Annotated in this window: 16 protein-coding genes and 1 pseudogene; 11 read left to right on the top strand and 6 right to left on the bottom strand. The window is 48.1% G+C overall.

The features are described from left to right. Positions 1 to 190 precede the first annotated feature (190 nt). The 7 genes from AXA67_06590 to AXA67_06560 all read left to right on the top strand — a co-directional run bounded on the left by AXA67_06590 (position 191) and on the right by AXA67_06560 (position 6,773). The gene (locus AXA67_06590; GenBank protein KXJ41207.1) at positions 191 to 1,396 is read left to right on the top strand and encodes a phosphoribosylglycinamide formyltransferase; all 1,206 of its coding nucleotides are present in this window, start codon (positions 191 to 193) and stop codon (positions 1,394 to 1,396) included. A 56-nt stretch (positions 1,397 to 1,452) separates the two neighbouring features. Then, positions 1,453 to 2,016 carry a hypothetical protein gene (locus AXA67_06585; protein KXJ41235.1) on the top strand — a complete coding sequence of 188 codons (564 nt, stop codon included), beginning with the start codon at positions 1,453 to 1,455 and terminating at the stop codon, positions 2,014 to 2,016. A 4-nt stretch (positions 2,017 to 2,020) separates the two neighbouring features. Next, entirely contained in the window at positions 2,021 to 2,875 is an 855-nt protein-coding gene (locus AXA67_06580; GenBank protein ID KXJ41206.1) for a hypothetical protein, read from the top strand. 31 nt (positions 2,876 to 2,906) lie between these two features. Further along, positions 2,907 to 3,683 (top strand): peptidase S1, encoded by a 777-nt coding sequence (locus AXA67_06575; GenBank protein KXJ41205.1) that lies wholly within the window; start codon positions 2,907 to 2,909, stop codon positions 3,681 to 3,683. Between the two features lie 180 nt (positions 3,684 to 3,863). Next, positions 3,864 to 4,508, top strand: coding sequence for a hypothetical protein (locus tag AXA67_06570; protein KXJ41204.1), 645 nt, complete (start codon positions 3,864 to 3,866; stop codon positions 4,506 to 4,508). Between the two features lie 289 nt (positions 4,509 to 4,797). Beyond that, complete coding sequence (locus AXA67_06565) at positions 4,798 to 5,703, top strand: hypothetical protein (protein ID KXJ41203.1); 906 nt, start codon at positions 4,798 to 4,800, stop codon at positions 5,701 to 5,703. Beyond that, entirely contained in the window at positions 5,700 to 6,773 is a 1,074-nt protein-coding gene (locus AXA67_06560; GenBank protein KXJ41202.1) for a hypothetical protein, read from the top strand. Before AXA67_06565 ends, AXA67_06560 begins: the two co-directional genes overlap by 4 nt. A 77-nt stretch (positions 6,774 to 6,850) precedes the next feature. Here AXA67_06560 and AXA67_06555 read toward each other — a convergent pair. From AXA67_06555 to AXA67_06535, 5 genes and pseudogenes are all read right to left on the bottom strand, one after another. Continuing rightward, positions 6,851 to 7,444, bottom strand: a pseudogene (locus tag AXA67_06555) (hypothetical protein). Further along, positions 7,441 to 8,688 carry a hypothetical protein gene (locus AXA67_06550; GenBank protein ID KXJ41201.1) on the bottom strand — a complete coding sequence of 416 codons (1,248 nt, stop codon included), beginning with the start codon at positions 8,686 to 8,688 and terminating at the stop codon, positions 7,441 to 7,443. Before AXA67_06550 ends, AXA67_06555 begins: the two are co-directional and overlap by 4 nt. Continuing rightward, the gene (locus AXA67_06545; GenBank protein ID KXJ41200.1) at positions 8,685 to 9,206 is read right to left on the bottom strand and encodes a molybdopterin-guanine dinucleotide biosynthesis protein MobB; all 522 of its coding nucleotides are present in this window, start codon (positions 9,204 to 9,206) and stop codon (positions 8,685 to 8,687) included. The genes AXA67_06550 and AXA67_06545 overlap by 4 nt, the downstream gene beginning before the upstream one ends. After that, positions 9,203 to 10,213, bottom strand: coding sequence for a capsular biosynthesis protein CpsI (locus AXA67_06540; GenBank protein ID KXJ41199.1), 1,011 nt, complete (start codon positions 10,211 to 10,213; stop codon positions 9,203 to 9,205). Before AXA67_06540 ends, AXA67_06545 begins: the two co-directional genes overlap by 4 nt. Then, the gene (locus AXA67_06535; protein ID KXJ41198.1) at positions 10,210 to 11,487 is read right to left on the bottom strand and encodes a Vi polysaccharide biosynthesis protein VipA/TviB; all 1,278 of its coding nucleotides are present in this window, start codon (positions 11,485 to 11,487) and stop codon (positions 10,210 to 10,212) included. Before AXA67_06535 ends, AXA67_06540 begins: the two co-directional genes overlap by 4 nt. 115 nt (positions 11,488 to 11,602) lie before the next feature. Between AXA67_06535 and AXA67_06530 the strand changes: the two genes are divergently transcribed. Then, positions 11,603 to 12,067 carry a hypothetical protein gene (locus AXA67_06530; GenBank protein ID KXJ41197.1) on the top strand — a complete coding sequence of 155 codons (465 nt, stop codon included), beginning with the start codon at positions 11,603 to 11,605 and terminating at the stop codon, positions 12,065 to 12,067. On the opposite strand, the gene AXA67_06525 is transcribed toward AXA67_06530, so the two are convergent. After that, the gene (locus tag AXA67_06525; protein KXJ41196.1) at positions 12,064 to 12,243 is read right to left on the bottom strand and encodes a hypothetical protein; all 180 of its coding nucleotides are present in this window, start codon (positions 12,241 to 12,243) and stop codon (positions 12,064 to 12,066) included. The genes AXA67_06530 and AXA67_06525 overlap by 4 nt on opposite strands. Positions 12,244 to 12,426: 183 nt before the next feature. Between AXA67_06525 and AXA67_06520 the strand changes: the two genes are divergently transcribed. Genes AXA67_06520 through AXA67_06510 form a run of 3 tightly spaced genes read left to right on the top strand, consistent with a single transcriptional unit; the run spans position 12,427 to position 17,269 of the window. After that, positions 12,427 to 13,821 carry a sugar transferase gene (locus AXA67_06520; GenBank protein KXJ41195.1) on the top strand — a complete coding sequence of 465 codons (1,395 nt, stop codon included), beginning with the start codon at positions 12,427 to 12,429 and terminating at the stop codon, positions 13,819 to 13,821. Next, the gene (locus AXA67_06515; GenBank protein ID KXJ41194.1) at positions 13,821 to 15,920 is read left to right on the top strand and encodes a hypothetical protein; all 2,100 of its coding nucleotides are present in this window, start codon (positions 13,821 to 13,823) and stop codon (positions 15,918 to 15,920) included. The genes AXA67_06520 and AXA67_06515 overlap by 1 nt, the downstream gene beginning before the upstream one ends. Then, positions 15,917 to 17,269: a PEP-CTERM-box response regulator transcription factor gene (locus tag AXA67_06510; GenBank protein KXJ41193.1), complete on the top strand. Its 1,353-nt coding sequence runs from the start codon at positions 15,917 to 15,919 to the stop codon at positions 17,267 to 17,269. Before AXA67_06515 ends, AXA67_06510 begins: the two co-directional genes overlap by 4 nt. Positions 17,270 to 17,286: the final 17 nt, after the last annotated feature.

The raw sequence follows: 17,286 nt of genomic DNA, 5'->3' as shown, positions 1-17,286 counted from the left end.
GAATTGATATTGGGGTTTACCAGTATTCGGTTTGAGGTTAGGGGCAGGGCTTGGTTTTCGGAGTGTACGCACCCTGGATGGCTGCGTCCAAGTCTCCATGGAGGGATTAACGGCGTCTCCGAAAACCAAGCTCTGCCCCTAGACGTATGCTAAATTTGGGCATTGGAATTAAACGACTGGAGCCACTCTCATGCAAATCGGTACCGCCCTCACCGCTAGCGCCACCAAAATAATGCTGCTTGGCAGCGGAGAATTGGGGAAAGAGATTGCTATTTGTTGCCAGCGCTATGGGTTGGAGGTGATTGCCGTGGACCGGTATGAGAATGCCCCGGCACAGCAAGTCGCCCATCGCAGCCATGTCATCGATATGACCGATCCCTTGCAACTTTGGGGGGTGATCGAACGGGAACAGCCCCACTGGATCGTTCCGGAAATTGAAGCGCTGGGGACAGAAACGTTGGTTGCAGTGGAAGACGAGGCGCTTGCTCAGGTAGTACCCCGGGCCAACGCGGTTCGCTTGACCATGGATCGGGAAGGCATCCGGCGCCTGGCGGCGGAACAGCTTGGCGTGCCGACCTCCCGTTATGGTTTTGCCGATTCTTTGGAACAATTAAAGCAAATTGCCCTTGAAGTGGGCTTTCCGTGTTTTATCAAACCCACTATGTCTTCTTCGGGCAAAGGACAGTCGTTGGTACAAAAAACCGAAGAACTGGAAGCGGCTTGGGAAAAGGCCAAAAAAGGCGGGCGGGTGGACCGGGGCCGGGTGATTGTCGAGGAAAAGATCGATTTCGACTTTGAAATTACTTTGTTGACCGTGCGCGCATTGAATCAGGCAAGAGAAATTGAAACTTACTTTTGCCAACCCATCGGTCATCGCCAGGAAAGCGGGGACTATGTGGAAAGCTGGCAGCCACAGCCAATGTCTTCTGCGGCTCTCGAAGAAGCCCAACGGATTGCCGCCAAGGTGACAGAAGCCTTGGGTGGGCGCGGGTTGTTCGGGGTGGAATTATTTATCCGCGGCGATCAGGTATGGTTTAGTGAAGTCAGTCCTAGGCCCCACGATACCGGTATGGTGACCATGGCCACCCAAATGCAAAACGAATTCGAACTTCATGTGCGTGCTTTTTTGGGGTTGCCAGTCGATACAAGGATGAGCCAACCCGGCGCCAGTGCTGTTATCTATGGCGGATTGGAAGGCGCTGGAATTGTATTTTCGAACGTCGATCAGGCTCTGAAAGTACCGGAAAGCCAAGTACGCTTATTTGGCAAACCCATTGCTTTCGAACGGCGGCGTATGGGGGTGGCGCTGGCGGTAGGCGCAGATATTCTGCAGGCTCGGGAAAGAGCGAGAACATGCGCTGGAAAAATTCGGCCGGGAATTTCCGAGCTAAAGTAAAATTGCAATTGGCCGATAACAATAAAAGTGTGGTCACTCCAAACTCTAGGACGCCGATGAGAATTCCCATTGCCATAGGATTGGGGCTTTTTGCATTGACGAACATGGCAGCGGCGGATGTCTACAAATATGTGGATTCTTCCGGCCAGGTCTATTATTCGGATAAGCCCCGGCATTCCCGCTACAAGCTGATTATTCGTTCCTCCATGTCTCGCAGGCGGGGGAAATCCTTGGCGACAAAACGGGCGCTGTATTCCCCATTGATTGAAAAGATTGCCAAAAAATATGATTTGGACCCGGCTTTATTGCACGCAGTGATACGGGCGGAGTCTAGTTACAATCCAAAGGCAGTTTCCCCGAAGGGGGCGGTGGGGTTGATGCAATTAATGCCAGAGACAGCGAGGCGTTACGGCGTTGAAGACCGCCACGATCCCGCCAAAAATATCGAGGCGGGAAGCCGCTATTTACGGGATCTCATTGATACGTTTGGCGATATCAAATTGGCAGTGGCCGCATACAATGCCGGGGAAGCGGCGGTGAAAAAATACGGGAATCAAATTCCTCCCTATCTAGAAACCCGTCACTATGTTTCCCGCGTTTTGAATTTTTACCAGCGGTGAATCTATGAGTAAATTTAATTCTCCAGCAGAACTTCTGGAAACCGGGAGTGAGCTGATTTCTTTGCCGGATGTGCTGTTTCAACTGCAAGAAGCGATTGCCAATCCCAATGGCAATGCTAGCGTAATTGGTGAAATTATTTCCAAGGATCCCGCCTTGACCGCGCGTTTGTTGAAACTAGCTAACAGTCCTATCTATGGGTTTGGTGGAAAGATTGATACTGTCTCCAGGGCGGTTACGTTAGTAGGTGTCGATTCTCTTTACAGTCTCGCACTGGCCACCTGCGCGTTGAGTAAGTTCAGGAATATCCCCACTCAATTGATTGATATGGATGAATTCTGGGTGCAAAGCACCTATTGTGCCGTGGTGGCGCGTCTGCTGGCGAAAGAAGCCGGGGTGCTGCACCCGGAACGGTTGTTTGTGGGGGGGCTGCTACATGGCATCGGCGCTTTGTTACTGTATTACAAGTGTCCCGATGAAACCCGCGAAATTCTGTTGGCTGCCCAAGGTAAACGTTCATTGGTGCCATTGCTGGAAAAAGATTTGCTTGGCTTTACTTATGCCGATGTGGGGAGAGAAATCGCCCGCCAGTGGAACATGCCCGTGTGGCTGCAAGAGGCGATTGGTTTGCATTTGGAGCCGGAAAAGGTAAAAGAATTTCCTTTGGAAACTGCGTTGGTCAGTTTGGCGGTTCGTTTAACCGGTGTCCTGTCGGAAGGCGATGCGGTGGAAGATATTTTGGCGGAAATGCCAACTGAAATCCTGGAAATCACCCATTTGGAGGATTCTCAGGTAGAACTGGTAATGTCCGATGTCTATTATGAGTTCACCGAGGTTGCTGATCTGTTATTATCTGTCTAGTTTGCAATGATTTTTGGATGTATTGGTAAGGATGTTGATTGGCCGATTACGGGCATTCGTCTTATTTTTAGGCTTTTGGGTTTCAGCCGTCCTTTCCCAGGAAAATCCCTTGCCGGACACTATCGTTGCGATCAAGCCCAGTATTGTTGCGGTTGGCACTTATCAACGTACCCGCTCTCCCCCGGCGATCTTTAGAGGCACAGGCTTTGCAGTAGCTGATGGAACCTATGTTCTAACCAATGCCCACGTGCTTCCTGAAGCTTTGGATAAAGCAAAGTTTGAGACGCTGGCGGTATTTTTTAAATCCAGAAAAAAAGACAAACTTCGAGGCGCCAAGGTTGTCGCCTTGGATAAAAGACATGATGTTGCTTTACTAAAAATTGCCGGCTCCCCCCTTAAAGCCCTTAAGTTGGGCGATTCTCGTCAGGTGAGAGAAGGGCAACGGTTTGCGTTTACAGGCTTTCCCATCGGCATGATTTTGGGACTCTATCCGGTTACCCACGAGGGTATCGTGTCAAGTATAACCCCCATCGCAATTCCCACACTCAAGGCGAGGTATCTTGATCCAAAATTGCTGCGAAGACTGCAAGAACCCTATCGCGTATTTCAGCTGGATGCTACTGCCTATCCAGGCAACAGTGGGAGCCCTTTATATGATCAGAGGTCTGGGGATGTGATTGGAATTATCAATAAAGTGTTTATCAAAGAAAGTAAGGAAAATCTTCTGTCTAAGCCGAGTGGGATTAGTTATGCCATTCCGATTCAGTACGCTAAGCGACTGTTAAGTCAAAAAGGTCTAAAATATTGATTTAGCAAATATGTCAGATTTTTTTACAGTGCTAATAAAGGTAAAGTTGAATACAAATTTATCCTTTTGAAACCGCAAGGTTTATTTTATTTTGGCATTATAAATGCATGAACTTTAGTTAGTTTTTAAGTTTGTGCGATTAAAAATTTAATTGAATTTGTATTGCAAGAGGATAGCGATATGCTTGATGGCAAAAAAGAAGAACAGAAAGACAAAACAGAATCTAATGATGTATCTTTTTCTTCCAGTAAACGACGGCTAGTCAAGTCAGGTGCTTTGGCAATTCCCGTAGTGATGACTCTGCGTAGTGGTGCGGCTATGGCTTTAAGTAGCGCCAAGCAATGTATTGAAAACGCTAAAACTGAAGCTCAAGGAGCAGATCCGTTAATTCAAAACCAAGACGATGACAAAGTCTGGGTACGCAAAGAGGTGGATTGTCGTTTACTTGAAAGTGATGATGGTACGCAATTTTATGTCTATAAAAACCCCTCTGAGCCCATCGGAATTGAAAATCCTGATAAATGGTTAAGGGAAGAAGATAACGTCGAGTTTGTAGAAATTGGACAAAATATTCAAAAAGTCCGGAAAAAGAGAATGGGAACGCGTGAGGTTATGGAGCTACGAAAACGAAGGGCTGTCCAAGGACAAAAAATGGTACAAGCAGGGACGACATCACCCAAATTCAAGGTAACTTCGGAAGGAAAGTGCTATGTTTTGGCGTTAGTAGATTCAGATGGGGAAATTGTCAAGTATGGTAAATCTGGTCTTGACGAAGTAGCAATTACGACTTCCTGTTGGGCATCTATACATCCCCCAACTCCGTAATCTTTTTGGTTTTGATGAATTCCCAAAAGTGGAGAGTTCATGGGGGGTTATTATGGGAAAAGTGGCCTGATGAAGTAATTGTTTTTAATCTAGTTTCTGGAGAAACTCATCAGCTTAATCATGTGGCAAGCCAAGTTTTATCTTGGTTTGAGTCATCCCCGCAAACCATAGAGGATTTGGTTGTAAAATATTGTGACGAATTTGGGGTTGCTGAAAAAGCCGAAGTTGAGCAGCTACTCAGCCGTTTGTTGGAAGAGTTTGACGATTTGGGATTGGTAGAGCCGGTTGAGTGAAGGTTGGCGAAATATCACAAGATGAATTAGGCAGTTTGCTGAAGTCAACTCAAGGGGTAACCCTTTGGGTTGGCCCATTCAAAGTAAACATTAAAACCAAAAATAGCTATTTTCCTCCGTTTTTACATAAGCTCTATCCAGAATTCTCCGTATTAGACTTCCCTTCCATCTCTGATTTCCATATTTCCCTGAATGCGCCTTTAACATTGAGGCGGTTTATTCGTCCTCAAGTGGTTTTTCGTGAAAATGGCCGCAAGCTTTTCGAACCTTTCCCCTTGGATATGGGCGGCCCGCTGTTTGAATGGGGGTGGAACTGGTGCATTGGTACCAGGGCGCACCAATATTTAATCTTGCATTCCGCCGTGATTGAAAAAAATGGTATAGCTATAATCATGCCGGCTTATCCTGGATCAGGGAAAAGCACATTGTGTTCAGCATTAATGTTATCTGGTTGGCGTCTGTTGTCTGATGAATTTGGATTGGTGCGTTCCGATGGGGAGGTAGATCCCTTGCCGAGACCTATCCCTCTAAAAAATCAATCGATTGAGGTTATCCGGGCATTTTCACCCCAGGCGGTCATTGGGCCATTGTTTCCGAAAACCCGCAAGGGAACGGTTGCCCATCTTGCGCCCACAAAAATGAGTGCGGCGCGAATGAAGCAGCCAGCTACTCCCCGTTACATCATCTTTCCGAAATTTAATAATAATGCAGCCGCGGTGTTAAAACCTTTGAAACCCTCTTATGCATTGATGAAACTGGCAACCAATGCCTTCAACTATGAAGTATTGGGGGCTGAGGGTTTCAAGCGGGTGGCCAGGCTTATCCGCCGGTGCCAATATTACAATTTCACCTACGGTAAACTTGAAGAAGCATTGCCGCTTTTTGAATCGTTGGTTTCTTGAACGATAATCTGCAGCTATCCCCTTTGCGTAAAGTGTTACTGGATCCTGCAAGCAGTATAGAGCTCACTGCTTTGGAGTGGGATGTGTTGCTATGCATGACCGATAAAAGCAGATTGACTGCCAGCCTCGGTAACCGCCTCGAGAGACAAGGGATGACAGGGGAGCTGCCTGAAGAAGTAAAGACCCGTTTTCTAGCCGCTCAAATTTATTCCCGGTATCGGTCACGCTTGATCCGGTGGGAGATGAACCGGCTTCAAAGAGCGCTGCGTGGAACAAATTACGAGGTAGTTGCCTTAAAGGGCGGTGCTTATTTGCTTTTGAATCTGCCTTTTGCCGAGAGCCGTTTGGCGGCGGATTTGGATATTTTGGTGCCTGCTTCTGATATTTCAGAGTTCGAAAGGTTGTTACAAGAGCAAGGGTGGGAACCAGAAGAACTCAGCGAATATGATCAGCGCTATTACCGGGAGTGGATGCATGAAATTCCTCCTCTGCGCCACCGGGAGAGGAAAGTGGAAGTCGATGTCCACCATGCGCTGTTGCCATTGACCGCCAAGCTTAAACCGAATAGCGATCTTCTGTTTGAATCGGCCAGGCCCATTGAGGGAAGCCGCTTTAAAGTGTTATGTTGGAAAGACATGATTCTGCACGCGGTTGTTCATCTTTTTTATGATTCCGACCTGGATGGTCGAATTCGGGATCTGGTGGATTTGGATGAACTGTTTCGACGGTTTTGTGGTTCTGACCGGGATGCCTGGGCTCAATTGATGGAACGATCGAAAATACAGGGTCTGCAGCGGCCATTGTTTTATGCGCTGCGTTATTGCAAGCAAATTGTTGCTACACCTATACCTAATGATATTCAGTTTGATGACAAGCCCAGCAGACTGGCCATTGTGATAATGGACAGATTGGTGCCCCGGGCAATATTTCCAGATTTGCCAGGAAAGAAAAATAGAATCAATAGCATTGCCCGTTGGTTGCTGTATGTGCGTTCCCATTATTTGAGAATGCCTCTGAGGCTTTTAATCCCTCACTTGCTATACAAAAGCATTAAAGGTCAATCCCATTGATCACCACGCCATCCCAATATGGGGGCAAATAAATGGCGGGCACTATGCTGGTTTTCTTGATGGAGGAAAGGGATTTCCAGGATTGGCAGCGATGTCCAGTCCGTTAAATCCTCCAAGTTCTGCAGTTGGGAGTTTGGGTTGGGTTGAAGTTGGTTTAAGACAATGCCCTGAGGCGTTAATCCTCGCCGTTGGACGGCTTCCAAAACTAGTAATACTTGGTTGATGGCGCCCAATCGATTTTCCGCGACGATCAGGACAGGCAGGCCAAGGCTAACGGCCAGATCCGCATTCAGTCCATCCTGGGCGATGGGGGAATAGAAACCGCCAGCGCCTTCCACAATCACGAACTTGGATTGATCTACATGACAGGCCTTGATTAATTGTTCTAGTTGCAGCGGTTGGCTTTCCAAGCCTGCCGCGCGAGGCGGTGAAAGCGGTGCTGCAAAGCGGTAAGGACAAATAAGATCCAAGGATTCTCGGCCTTGAGTTGCTTGCTGGAGGGAAAAGGCATCCTGCGGGAAAAGTTCCCCGTTATTGATGGAACAGCCAGTTTCCACAGGTTTTCTGACAACTAAGTCAAACCCTTGAGCGCTTAAAACCCGGCACAGATTGGAGGCTACTAGGGTTTTGCCTACGCCGGTATCCGTGCCGGTAACAAATAATCCCTTCATCCTTCCTGTCCCAGGATAAAATTATCGAAAGGCTCAACTTCTACCCATTCACCAGCCTGGGTTCCTTTGCTGTCGGCGGGTAGTACGATGTAACAGTTGGCGCGGCACAGCGCGGCTTGTTGGTATGAGCCCTGTCCTGAAAGGGCGGTGACCGATAGTTGGCTATTGGCCTCTATGGCAAGAAAGCCCCGTATAAACTCCAGCCGTCCCGGAGATTTTTTTATGGAATTGCGGCAATGGGCTTGAATGCGTAAAGGCTGGTAAAAACCTGCGCCCACCAGTTTCCATAGCACCGGCCTGACGATTTGGTTGAAAGTCACATGGACGGAGACTGGATTGCCGGGCAGGCCAATATAGTAAGCATTGCCAATCTGGCCAAAGAGCAGGGGTTTGCCTGGCTTGATGGCAATTTTCCAAAGGTGGACTTGACCCACCTTTTTCAAGGCGTTTTTGAGCAGATCAGCCTCACCGACGGAAGCACCACCAGAGCTCAAGATCAAATCATGGTCGCGGGAAGCTTGTTTTAAGGTGGCGGTCAAGCTATCCAAAACGTCAGGCAGTCTCCCAAGATCACAACTGTCCACGGGGAGTCCCGCTAGCAGACCATGCAGGCTATAGCGGTTACTATCGTAAATTTGGCCAGGTTCGAGCCGCTCATCCAGGCCGCGAAGCTCATCGCCAGTAGAAAAATAAGCGATGCTGGGTTTGTGATATACCCTTACATTCTGGATGCCTAACGAAGCCAGCAAGCCCAGCGCCGCCGCGTCAAGGCATTGGCCTTGTTTAAGAACGCGTTCTCCCTGGCGGAGATCGCTGCCTTTGAGGCGAAGATGTTCCCCTTGGGATGGAAGTCGTTTAATGCGGATTGTATTATCAATCGGTTCGACTTCTTCCTGCATGATCACAGCGTCGGTGCCTTCGGGAACAATAGCGCCCGTGAAAATACGAACACACTGCCCAGGGTATATGGCCCGGTCAAAAGGTTTTCCTGCCCACGATGTTCCGACAATCTCCAAGGGTTGCGATAAGGACAGGTTTTTTAAGGATAGCGCATACCCATCCATTGCCGAATTGGTGAAACCGGGTACATCAAAGGGTGCAGCGATCTCTCGGGCCAGAACCCGGTGCCAGGCGTGTTTGAGCGGGACTTGTTCGCTTGCGGTCAGTGGCTTTATAGTCTCGAGAATATGCGAAAGCGCATCCGGTAAAGGGGTTAGCCCTTGCTCGCAAGGATGATCTGTCATGGCTTTAAAAACTGATGGCGAATAAAGGCCGCGATGGCTTCGGGTTGATTGATATTCAATAGGGGTAGTGGACAAGGTTGAGATAGCGGCGCGTCGCAAGCAACCGCAATGACATGGGGATCATCGGGAAATAATAAAGGTTTTCCTAATGCGGGGCGATGAAGCTCGATTTTAGGGACGGCGGCATGTTTGAAACCTTCCACTAAAATAAGATCCAGCCCGGTTTGGTTTAGATAGGCGAATTGTTCTTCCAGGCACACATCACCTTCATCAGGATATTCATAAATAATTGCGCGCCGTTTCCGTGACACTATCATAACCGGTGTGGCGCCAGCTTTACGGAGGGCATAACTATCTTTTCCGGGCCGGTCGATTTCGAAGGTATGGTGGCTGTGTTTGATCAGGCCTATTTTCAGTCCTTCCGCTTTTAAAATGGGTATCAGGCGTGTTAATAGGGTAGTTTTGCCGGTGCCGCTATAGGCGGCGAAGCCGAGCACCGGCACGATAGGTTGCGTCATGAATAGCCGTAATAGTCTTTATACCAATCGACAAAATGGCTGATTCCTTCTTCGATAGGGGTAGTGGGGGCGTAGCCTGTATCTTTCATGAGATCTTCGACATCGGCATAGGTTGCTGGAACATCGCCTTTTTGCATGGGCAGGAAATTCTTTTTGGCTTCCTTACCCAATTTTTGTTCCAAGACCTCAATAAAACGCATCAGTTCCACGGGGCGGTGGCAGCCAATGTTGTACAACCGATATGGGGCGGGGCTGGTACCGGGATCCGGCCGGTCGCTGGACCAGTCTGAATCAGGGGTGGCTATATGATCCAACGTTCTGATAACACCTTCGACGATATCATCGATATAAGTGAAATCCCGCCGGTGTTTGCCAAAATTAAAAACATCAATGGGTTTGTCTTCCAGAATATTTTTGGTGAAGATAAATAGTGCCATGTCCGGCCGCCCCCAGGGGCCATATACGGTAAAAAAGCGCAGGCCGGTGGTCGGCAAACCGTAGAGGTGGCTATAGGTATGGGCCATGAGTTCATTGGCTTTTTTCGTCGCCGCATAGAGGCTGACAGGATGGTCTACATTGTGGTGAACCGAAAAAGGCATGGCGGTATTTGCGCCATAGACCGAGCTGGAAGAGGCATAGACCAGATGCTCCACATCGAAGTGGCGGCAAGCTTCGAGAATATTACAAAAGCCTACCAGGTTGGCATCGATATAGGCGTGAGGATTCTCCAAGGAATAACGCACTCCCGCTTGAGCCGCCAGGTTCACCACCCTTTGTGGGTGGTGTTGTTGAAAGGCTTGATTGATGGCCGATCGGTCTTCCAGATCCGCCCGGATTTCCGTGAACCCTTCCCGGGCATTAAGCCTGGCCAAGCGGGCTTCTTTCAAGTTGACATCGTAATAATCATTGACATTGTCGATGCCGATAACTTCATCTCCGCGATCAATCAATTTGTGGGCCAGGGCAGAGCCGATAAAGCCCGCGGTTCCGGTGACTAGAATCTTCATAGGCGGCCATCCACTTCGGTAACGGGCAAAACGCCCTTGACATCGTACAAAACCGCTCCGGGCTTACCCAAAGCCCGAATCTGGCTGGTACCCATTTGTTTGAATTGGTCGTGTCCCACCGCCAGGATGATGGCATCGTAGCGGCCAGTTTCAAGCGCTGGAATCAATTCCACGTTCAATTCCTCCTTGGCTTCATCGGCATAGGCCCACGGGTCGTGCACCTCGACATTGGCATTATAGGTTTCTAGCTCGTGAATGATATCAATGACTCGGGTATTGCGAATATCCGGGCAATTTTCCTTAAAAGTCAGCCCCAAAATTAACACATTGGACTGACATACATGAATGCGGCGCTGGTTCATCAATTTGACCACTTGCGCCACCACATATTCCCCCATGTGATCATTGATCCGCCGGCCCGCCAGAATAATTTCCGGATGATGGCCGATTTCCTGGGCTTTGTGGGTGAGATAATAAGGATCCACCCCAATACAGTGACCACCCACCAAGCCAGGCCGGAAGGGGAGAAAGTTCCATTTGCTGCCGGCGGCTTCCAGGACTTCCTGGGTATCCAGGCCAAGTTTATTGAATAACATGGCGAGCTCGTTAATCAGGGCAATATTTACGTCCCGTTGCGTGTTTTCTATGACTTTCGCTGCTTCCGCCACCCGGATGCTACTGGCTTTGTGGGTGCCGGCAGTGATAACCGTGTTATAAAGGGCATCGATAAAATCAGCAACTTCAGGCGTTGAACCAGAAGTTACCTTGACTATCGTTGTAACGCGATGTTGTTTGTCGCCTGGATTGATCCTTTCCGGGCTGTAACCGGCAAAAAAATCCTGATTGAATTTGAGTCCGGATTCTTGTTCCAGGATGGGTATGCACACTTCTTCCGTAGCCCCGGGGTAGACAGTGGATTCATAAATAACGATATCATCTTTTTTCAACACCTTCCCAACGGTTCGGCTAGCCCCTTCCAAAGGGGTTAAATCCGGCCTTTTGTGCTCATCAATGGGAGTTGGAACAGTAACGATAAAAACATTGCAATCGGCAAGATTGGCGGGGCTGTCCGTAAAGAATAACCTTTCACTGCGGCGTAGCTCTTCGGGCTCCACCTCGCGGGAACGGTCAATGCCTTGTTTCAGCTCGCTGATCCTTTGGCCGTTGATATCGAAACCGATGGTTTCAAAATAATGACCAAATTCCACGGCCAATGGCAGGCCCACATAGCCTAGTCCAACAATGCCAATTTTGGTGGTGTCCAACGGGTGCATGTAACCTCCTAATCTAAAGATGATGTGTATTGTAAACCTGAATAATTACAATCCTAGTCGATTCCCTGCTATTTTTAATCAAGGACACCTTGTAGCTGCAAAGGAATTTACCAGAATGTTGACTGATTTGTTATTTAGTGGATGCTTAATCGAAGGGCTTGACTGGCAACGGAGAATTTTTGAACAAAATAGCGCTATTTTAAAAGAAGGCCAGTGCAGTGGGAAAGTTTTTGTTATTTTACGCGGGCGAGTCAGGATCGTTTCTTCAGTGGCGTTGGATGGGAGGCCAATCCGGCCAGGATTTAAAGAGCTCGGTCCCACAGAAATTTTTGGTGAATTGGCGTTATTTAACCAAAGTCCCCATGGTGCAACGGTTACAGCAATTTCAGAAGCCGAGATAGCCGAAATCAATGCACAAAAATTAGTCGAGTTTCTTCATTCGAATCCAGAAATTGGATGCCAATTTTACCGTTTTTTAGTTGAGGTATTGGTGGCAAGGTTGCAAAAGACGAACCAAAAAGTGCTTTCATTGTTGGCGTGGGGGCTAAAGTCCCATGGTTATGACCAATATCTAACCTAGATTCTGCAAGTGATTCGAGCACCGAGGGTGTCAAGCAAGGCTTTAGGCAAGGTGGCAAACCAATTTTCGCGCAGGAGTAGCCGCGCTACTTCGAGCATAAAATTGGTGCGGCCAACGCAGCATAAAGGTTTGATTTGGCAGCCGAATGCCGAAATACTTGCAGAATTTAGGTCCAAATTAGAATTCCCAAAACGAGGTGCTTTCAAGAGTGGGTGGGAATGGAAAGCGTTGCAGTGGGTTACTCCTTCTGGGTTTGTTAGTATAGAAAGTGCTGTTATAGAGGGATCTATAATGCTGTCCGGGGTTTTAGTGACCGTAAAAAAACATCTTCATCCAATAAAGACACTTAGAACTGCACCATGCCTACCATTAGAATTTTTCGACACTATGTTTCCACGGCTTATTTAGGGCTGTTAGTATTCGAATTCACCCTCTATTTTTCCGCCATCTATATTGGCAGCAGAATTCGTTTTTTGCGGGAAACAGGCTGGGAGGCCGATCCAGATCTATCGGTCACCTCGGTACTGTTTGCTATCACCATGATTGCTTGTTCAGCCGGGGCCGGGCTTTATCAGCGGCGCTCCAGCTGGAGCGGCGCCGGGTTGCTTCTTAGGCTGATTGTCAGCTTCATGATGGGGACGGTGGTCATGAGCCTGATTTTCTATGCCTTCCCCGAAATGTTTATTGGCCGAGGGGTGTTTGGCTTTGCATTGCTATTCTCCTTTTTGGGCACCATTGCCCTTAGATATGCTTTTTATACTTTGGTGGATAGCAATAGGCTTAAACGCCGTATTCTTGTCTTAGGGGCAGGGAATAATGCAAAGAAAATCATAGAATTTGGGGGACGGGTTCCTTATGACAATCTAGCTTTTATAGGATTTGTCCCTATGAGCGAGGAGCCACCCCAAATTGAGAAAGAATTGTTAATTTCGATGGATGCGCCGCTCAATGAGTTCGCTAGCCGGGAGGATATTGATGAAATTGTGGTAGCGCCAGATGACCGGCGGCGGGGTTTTCCCGTGGATGAGATCCTAGACTGCAAGATGAACGGCTTCGATGTCATGGATCTTTTATCCTTTTTTGAGCGCGAAGCGGGCATCGTAAAAATCGATTGCTTGTATCCAAGTTGGCTGGTTTTTTCCGATGGTTTCCGGATGAGCAGCAGTGTAATTATTAAACGGCTGTTCGATATTGTCGCCAGTATGATCCTTTTGGTAGTTGCATGGCCAGTCATGCTTCTAACCGCTATGGCAATCATGCTGGAAAGTGGGGTTCGTCAACCTATTTTTTATCATCAAGTGCGGGTCGGCGCTGATTGGAAGTTATTTAAAGTCATAAAATTCCGAAGCATGCGTCCTGACGCAGAAAAAGACGGAAAAGCCAGAATGGCAAAGGCTGATGATGACCGGGTTACGCGGGTGGGGCGTTTTATTCGTAAAACCCGGATTGATGAATTGCCGCAATTATGGAATGTGTTGAAAGGCGATATGAGCTTTGTAGGGCCAAGACCCGAGCGCCCGGAATTTGTGGAAAAGTTTGCTGAAATTATCCCTTATTATTCTGAGCGCCACAGGGTTAAACCCGGTATTACAGGATGGGCGCAAGTCCGTTACCCTTATGCTGAAGATGAGGCGGATACTGTCGAAAAGCTTCAGTATGACCTTTATTACGTTAAAAATTACAGCCTCTTGCTGGATTTTCTCATTATGCTGCAAACCGTCGAGGTGGTGTTGTGGCGGAAGGGGGCGCGTTGATGATTAGCAAAATTGGGGCCATCAGTTATTTGTTGGCTTCTGTGGCCTATTTACTGTTGTCAGGCCTACTTGTCACAAGTTGGCGGGGAAAATCCCAAGGCGGCTTGCTGTTGGCAGCCTCAATGGGAACGGCAATATGGGCGGGTATCAACGCCATACAACTGGCAGTGCATTATTTCCCTTCAGAGGTAATTTGGTCTTTTGAGATATTACACTCGACTTTATGGCTGATTTTCCTTCTTTATTTGTTACCTAGCACTAGGACTGCTTCTGGATCACGTGGCCGTGTTTTTCATCTGGGTATTTACGGTTTGAGCCTGACTCTTTTGGTGATCCTCTGGGGAATGTCTATCCTGGAAAACCAAAATCCAAGTTATTTTGTTCCGGAGATTCAAATTGCGGGGCAGTTAATCTTGGCTCTTTTAGGAATAGTGCTGGTTGAGCAGCTATTCCGTAATACAAGATTAGATAAACGTTGGTATATCAAATACTTGTGTTTGGCATTGGGTGGCTTGTTTATCTATGACTTTTACCTGTATTCCGATGCCATGCTGTTTAAGCGCCTCAATCCTGATCTTTGGGCTGCAAGGGGTTTTGTGGTTGCTTTTTTGATGCCATTTCTGGCGGTATCAGCCGCTCGTAACCCCGATTGGTCCGTGGATATTTTTGTCTCCCGGGAAATGGTTTTTCATTCCACCGCTGTTTTGGGGGCCGCATTTTATCTCCTCATCATGGCCACTGCCGGTTATTACGTCAAAATTTTCGGTGGCGAATGGGGCAAAGTTGCTCAAGTGGCTTTTTTTGCCTTGGCGCTTTTGTTGCTTTTGGTTTTATTTTTTTCGGGTCAGGCTAGAGCGCATTTACGGGTATTTCTAAACAAACATTTCTTTAACTATCGTTATGACTATCGGGAAGAGTGGTTGAGGTTTACCGCTGCCTTGTCCGGGGAAAATAGCGAGATGGGACTGGAAGAAAGAATTGTCAAGGCGCTGGCGGATCTGGTGGAAAGCCCCAGCGGGATGTTATGGGCCTATGATGAATCTGGGTCTTATTTATGCCGGGCAAGTTACGGGGATCCCGAAATAGATGTGCCTTTAATACGTGGGGACGACCCTTTAGTCAAATTTATGGAAGCCAAGGCGTGGGTGGTTAACTTCACCGAAATGGAAAATATTCCAGAACTTTATGAAGGGTTAACACCTCCCGAATGGTTAAAACAAGCCCAAAATGCATGGCTACTGGTACCTTTGCTGCACGAAAATCGAGTATACGGTGTCGTGTTATTGACCCGTCCCAGAGCAGAAATAGACTGGAACTGGGAGGTGATAGATATTCTCAAGACCGCCGGCAAACAAGCGGCAAGTTTTCTCGTGCTTGAAGATACCGCTGGAAAATTGATTGAGGCACGTCAGTTCGAGGGTTTTAACCGCCTTTCTGCTTTTGTGCTCCATGACCTCAAGAATTTGATTGCTCAACTTTCTTTGGTGGTCCGCAATGCAGACAAACATTCGAATAATCCGGAGTTTGTCCGCGATGCCATGAATACAGTGGATCATGCGGTGGGAAAAATGAGCCGGTTGATGTCCCAACTCAAAAATATTGGCGCGGAAAACGAAACCGAGATTATTCCCCTGCGTCCTTTGTTGGAGGAAGTCACTGCTTCCAGGGCTGGGCAGTTGCCTAGGCCGCAACTCGACTGTACTAACTCCAGTGATGTTTTTGTCCAGGCGCAACGTGATCGATTGGCTTCGGCCTTCGAACATATCATTCAAAATGCCCAGGAAGCCGCCGGTAAAAATGGGTGGGTGAAAATTTCACTGTTTATTCAGCGCCAACAAGCTATAGTTGAAATAAGGGATAACGGCCATGGCATGGATGCGGATTTCATCCGTAATAGGCTGTTTAAACCTTTCGAAACCACCAAAGGATTAAGCGGCATGGGGATTGGTGCTTACGAAAGCAGAGAGTATATTCGCGCCTTGGGTGGGGATTTAACTGTCACTAGTAAACCGAACGAGGGGGCTTCATTTCGTTTCACGATTCCCATAGCCATCAATGAAACGCAATCTGATCACACAACCATGGGAGTTTCTGCTTGAGCAAACAAACCTTGTTAATTGTTGAGGATGATCCAGGGCTGCAAAGTCAATTGAAATGGAGCTTTGCAGATAAATATCATGTGGTTACCGCCAGCGATAAAGAGACGGCGCTGGAAGCCTTGAAAAAACATGTACCTTCGGTAGTGACGCTGGATCTTGGGCTCCCCCCGGATCCGGGTGGCGTTTCCGAAGGGTTTGCCACCCTGAATGCCATTCTTCATGCCCAGCCTGGGACTAAGGTGATTGTGATTACCGGAAATGATCAACTGGATAATGCAGTCAAAGCAGTCGGCATGGGCGCTTATGATTTCTATCAAAAGCCTGTTGAACCGGAAATGCTGGGTTTTGTCGTGGAAAGAGCCTTTAAACTCCACGCTTTGGAGGATGAAAATAAAAAACTCAGCCGTTTGCACATCAGTAATCCCTTAGATGGCGTTATCGCTGCCAGCCCGCAAATGCATGAGGTTTGCCGGCTGGTGGAGCAATTAGCACCCACCGATTTATCCATCTTGTTATTAGGGGAGAGCGGAACGGGCAAGGAAGTCATTGCCCGTGCAATTCATAAATTAAGCCCGAGAGCAGACAGGCCCTTTATCGCCATCAATGCCGCGGCGATTCCGGATTCGCTATTGGAGTCGGAGCTTTTCGGCCACGAGAAAGGGGCGTTTACCGATGCGTCCAAGCAAACGCCGGGTAAGATCGAATTAGCCGATGGTGGCACTTTATTTCTGGATGAAATTGGCGATATGCCTCTTTCATTACAGCCAAAATTACTCCGGTTTCTTCAGGAAAGGGTGATTGAGCGCGTGGGGGGACGCAAAGAGATTCAGGTGGATGTCCGGGTGATTTGCGCTACCCATCAAAATTTGGAGCAGCAAATTGCCGAAGGGCAATTCCGCCAGGATCTATACTTCCGCATCAATGAAACTACGATCGTATTGCCACCCTTACGAGACCGAAGCGGTGATGTGGCTGTTTTAGCCCGGGCGTTTCTTCACCGTTACAACCAGGAAATGAAGCGTAATTTGCTCGATTTCACGGAAGAAGCGTTGGCGGCTTTGGAAAGTTACCACTGGCCCGGTAATGTGCGGGAACTACAGAGCCGGATCAAAAATGCCGTCGCCTTGTCAAAGGGACCTAAGATCGAACTTGTTGATTTAAGAATGAAGGGAGCTGAGAACAACGCTCGTTTGCGTACCCTGCGTGAAGCCAGGGAAGCCGCTGAACGAGAAGCGCTTTGTAATGCACTGAGCGAAGCTGGCGGGAAAATCTCCAGGGCAGCAGAGATATTGGATGTAACCCGGCCGACATTATATTCACTCCTCAATAAATTTAACTTAAAAGTTTAAAGGAACTAGATGCACCG

This window comes from Methylothermaceae bacteria B42, assembly GCA_001566965.1.
Lineage (GTDB): Bacteria > Pseudomonadota > Gammaproteobacteria > Methylococcales > Methylothermaceae > Methylohalobius.
Note: the sequence above shows the minus strand (reverse complement) of the source record. Positions and strands in the feature narration are given on the sequence as shown.